Here is a 3,756-nt window from a genome sequence, read left to right on the forward strand (position 1 = left end):
GGGGGGGGGGGGGGGGGGGGGGGGGCGCGCGCGGCGCCCCCGCCGCCCCCGACGCCCCCCCCCCCCGGCGGCCCGCCGGGCCGGCCGGGCGGGGCGGCGGACCCCGGCCCCCGCGCGAGGTCTTCGGGGTCAGGCGTCTTCGCGGTCGGGGTTCTCCAGGCGGAAGAAGTTGCTCGGCGAACCGTCGGAGCGCTTCTCCTGGTAGATGAAGTTCAACCCGCGCCGGTCGAACGTGTCGAACCACTCGTCCCAGCTGACGTGGCGCAGCTTGTCGCCGCCGTAGCCGGGGAAGTCGAACCGCAGCACGCCGAGGTGGTCGCCGTGCCCGGTCCCCGGCACGGTCGCCGGCGAGGCGTCCCGCTCCTCGGCCCACTTGCGGATGACGTCGTGCTTGGTGGTGGCGAGGCTGCGGCCCGCGCGCTCGGGCTCGTCGTCGGTCGAGGTGACCTCCTGGGCGTACTTCAGGCTCTTGGACGACTTCTTGCCGCCCCGGATGCCGCCGCCCGCGTCGTCCTCGCTGCGCGGGCGCGGCGCGCCGCGCCCGCCCATCGCCTCGGCGACGGCGCGCACCAGCTCGTCCTTGTGCATGCCGTGAGCGCCGCCCACACCCAGTTCGGACGCCTTGTGCCGGAGCTCGGCCACGGTCAGGTCGGCCAGGTCACCGGCCTTCTTGCCCTTCACCTGCTGCTTGGCCATATCGTCCTCCTCTCGCCAGGAGGGCTACCCCCGAACGGCTCAACGATTCGTCCGCCGAGCCCATGGCGGGCCGGTTCAAGGGCGGGCCGTTCGGGTTACTCCCCGGTCATGGACCACAGCAAAGCCCCGGTGCTCGAAGCGCTCCAGGCGTTCCACGAACGCGGTTACCTCTCGTTCACCCCTCCCGGGCACCGGCAGGGCCGGGGCGTGGACCCGCGGGTGCTCGACGTGGTCGGCGAGGCGGTGTTCGCCTCCGACGTCATCTCGCTCAACGGCCTGGACGACCGCCGGATGAGCCAGGGCGTGATCCAGCACGCCCAGGAGCTGATGGCCGACGCCGTGCACGCCGAGCACGCGTTCTTCTCCACCTGCGGCAGCTCGCTGTCGGTCAAGAGCGCCATGCTGTCGGTCGCCGGGCCGCACGAGAAGCTGATCGTGCCCCGGCACGCGCACAAGTCCGTCGTCTCGGGGCTGATCCTGAGCGGCGTCGCGCCGGTGTGGGTCTCGCCGCACTGGGACGCCGAGCGGCACCTGGCGCACCCGCCCGGCCCGGACCAGGTGCGCGAGCTGTTCGAGGCCGAGCCGGAGGCCAAGGGGATGCTGCTGGTCACCCCGACCGACTACGGCACGTGCGGCGACATCCGGGCCGTCGCCGCGGTGTGCCACGAGTTCGGCAAGCCGCTGATCGTGGACGAGGCGTGGGGCGCGCACCTGCCGTTCCACCCGGACCTGCCGCCGTGGGGCATGGACGCCGACGCGGACGTGGTCGTGACGAGCGTGCACAAGTCCGGTTCGGCGGTCGAGCAGAGTTCGGTGTTCCACCTCCAGGGCGACCTGGTGGACCCGGCGGTGCTCAAGGCCCGCGAGGACCTGCTGGGCACCACCAGCCCGACCTCCCTGGTCTACGCCACGCTGGACGGCTGGCGCCGGCAGATGGTCGAACACGGCGAGGACCTGCTCACCGCCGTGCTGGCGCTGGCCCGGACCACCCGCGCCGCGATCGACGGGCTGCCCGGACTGGCGGTCATGGGCGACGCCGAGTTCACCGGGCCGGGCCTGGCGCAGTCCCTCGACCCGCTCAAGATCGTGGTGGACGTGTCCGGCCTGGGCATCAGCGGCTACCAGGCGGCGGACTGGCTGCGCGAGCACCGGCGCGTCACGGTCGGGCTGTCCGACCACCGGCGCGTCGTCGCCCAGTTCACCTACGCCGACGACGAGCGCACCGCCACGGCGCTGCTCGACGCGCTGGAGGCGCTGGTCCGCGCCGCCGACGGGCTGCCCACGCCGAAGCCGGTCGACCTGCCGTCGCCGGACGAGCTGCAGCTGGAGACGGCGATGCTGCCGCGTGACGCGTTCTTCGCGCAGGTCGAGCAGGTCGACGTGGGCCAGGCGGTCGGTCGCGTCTCGGCCGAGATGATCACCCCGTACCCGCCCGGCGCGCCCGCCGTGCTGCCCGGCGAGGTCATCACCGAGGAGGTGCTGGACTACCTGCGCAGCGGCCTGGCGGCCGGGATGCAGCTGCCCGACCCCGGCGACCCGGAGCTGAAGTCCGTCCGCGTGGTCGTCCGGGAGCGGTGACCCGGCCCGGACGGGTCCGGGGGCGGGCGGCGCTCGGCCGGTCGTGCGAGGTGGTGCCACACGACCCGCCGGCAGCCCGACCACTCGGTCGTCGCGCTCCGCGGGGCACGCCATCCCGACCCGTGGGCGTCCGGGGGTTGTGATCCAGCTCATGACGAACCATGCTGTCGTCCCTATGGGAGCGCTCCCGGAAGCGCCCCGTGAGGAGCGGACGAGTGGACAACGGAGCGAGACGGCGACGCGCGGGACTGGTCCTCGGCATCGCCTTGGTGAGCGCGTTGATCGGCGCGAGCAGCGCCGGAGCGGAGGTCGGGACGCGGATGGGCGCATCGGGACCGCCGCACCTGCCCAAGGGCACGTCGTTCTACGTCGAACCGGACGGCAACGCCGCCCGGCAGGCCGCGCAGTGGCGGGCCGAGGGCCGGGAGGCCGACGCCGCGCTGATGCAGGCCCTGGCCGCGCAGCCGACCGCGATCTGGTTCACGACCGCGGGCGCCGAGCAGGTGCGCCGCGCCGTGCGCGACGTGGTGCGGGCCGCGCGGGCGAAGGACCAGGTGCCCGTGCTGGTGGCGTACTTCGTGCCCTACCGGGACTGCTCGCAGTGGTCCGCGGGCGGCGCGCGCAGCGAGCAGGAGTACAAGGAGTGGATCGAGGCTTTCGCCGCCGGCATCGGTGACGAGAAGGCGGTCGTGGTGGTCGAGCCGGACGGCCTGGCGCTGCTGACCAGCGAGCCGTGGTGCACGATCGGGCCGGACGAGGAGCTGGTGCCGCAGCGGTTCCGCGAGATCAACCACGCGGTGGACGTGCTCAAGCGCGGCAAGCACACCCGCGTCTACCTCGACGCCGGCCACTCCGCGTGGCAGCCGCTCGACGACTACGACGCGGGCTACGGCGAGCCGCGGCAGCAGCTCGGCATCGTCAACCGGCTGCTGAAGGGCGGTGTGACCAGGGCGGACGGGTTCGCGCTCAACACGTCCAACTACCGGTTCACCGAAGACCTCGTGCGGTACGGCACGCGCGTGTCGAAGTGCCTCTACCTGCGCACGCAGGAGGGCGTCACCACGTGCCCGTCCGACGAGGAGCTGGACGCGATGCCGGTGCGCAAGTCGAAGATGACGCACTTCGTGCTCGACACCAGCCGCAACGGCCGCGGCCACTACACGCCCGGCGAGGGCGAGACCGACTGGTGCAACCCGCCGGGCCGCGGCCTGGGCGAGCGGCCCACCGCGAACACCGGCATCCCGCTCGTGGACGCGTTCCTGTGGATCAAGCGCCCGGGCGAGTCGGACGGCGAGTGCCAGGGCGGGCCCGCCGCCGGCCGCTGGTGGCCGGAGCAGGCGCTGGAGCTGGCGAAGCTCGCCTCGCCGCCGCTGCGCTGACCCCGTCGGGGGGGGCGCGCGCGCCGCCGGGCCCCCCCCCCCCCCCCCCCCCCCCCCCCACCGCCCCCCCCCCCCCCCCCCCCCCGCGCGCCCCCCCGCCCCC

The 3,756-nt window shown here is 74.3% G+C and carries 3 protein-coding genes; 2 read left to right on the forward strand and 1 reads right to left on the reverse strand.

Going from position 1 to position 3,756, the window contains the following annotated elements:
• Positions 1–129: 129 nt before the first annotated feature.
• On the reverse strand, positions 130–696 hold the full coding sequence (locus ACFXGA_RS19505; RefSeq protein ID WP_378089750.1) for a Rho termination factor N-terminal domain-containing protein: 567 nt from the start codon (positions 694–696) through the stop codon (positions 130–132).
• Between the two features lie 108 nt (positions 697–804).
• On the opposite strand from ACFXGA_RS19505, the gene ACFXGA_RS19510 reads away from it, so the two are divergent.
• Together ACFXGA_RS19510 and ACFXGA_RS19515 are read left to right on the forward strand one after the other, a co-directional pair.
• Positions 805–2,274: an aminotransferase class I/II-fold pyridoxal phosphate-dependent enzyme gene (locus ACFXGA_RS19510; RefSeq protein WP_378089752.1), complete on the forward strand. Its 1,470-nt coding sequence runs from the start codon at positions 805–807 to the stop codon at positions 2,272–2,274.
• A 215-nt stretch (positions 2,275–2,489) separates the two neighbouring features.
• Positions 2,490–3,653 (forward strand): glycoside hydrolase family 6 protein, encoded by a 1,164-nt coding sequence (locus ACFXGA_RS19515; RefSeq protein WP_378089754.1) that lies wholly within the window; start codon positions 2,490–2,492, stop codon positions 3,651–3,653.
• Positions 3,654–3,756 lie beyond the last annotated feature (103 nt).

This window comes from Actinosynnema sp. NPDC059335 (genome assembly GCF_042752395.1).
GTDB lineage: Bacteria > Actinomycetota > Actinomycetes > Mycobacteriales > Pseudonocardiaceae > Actinosynnema.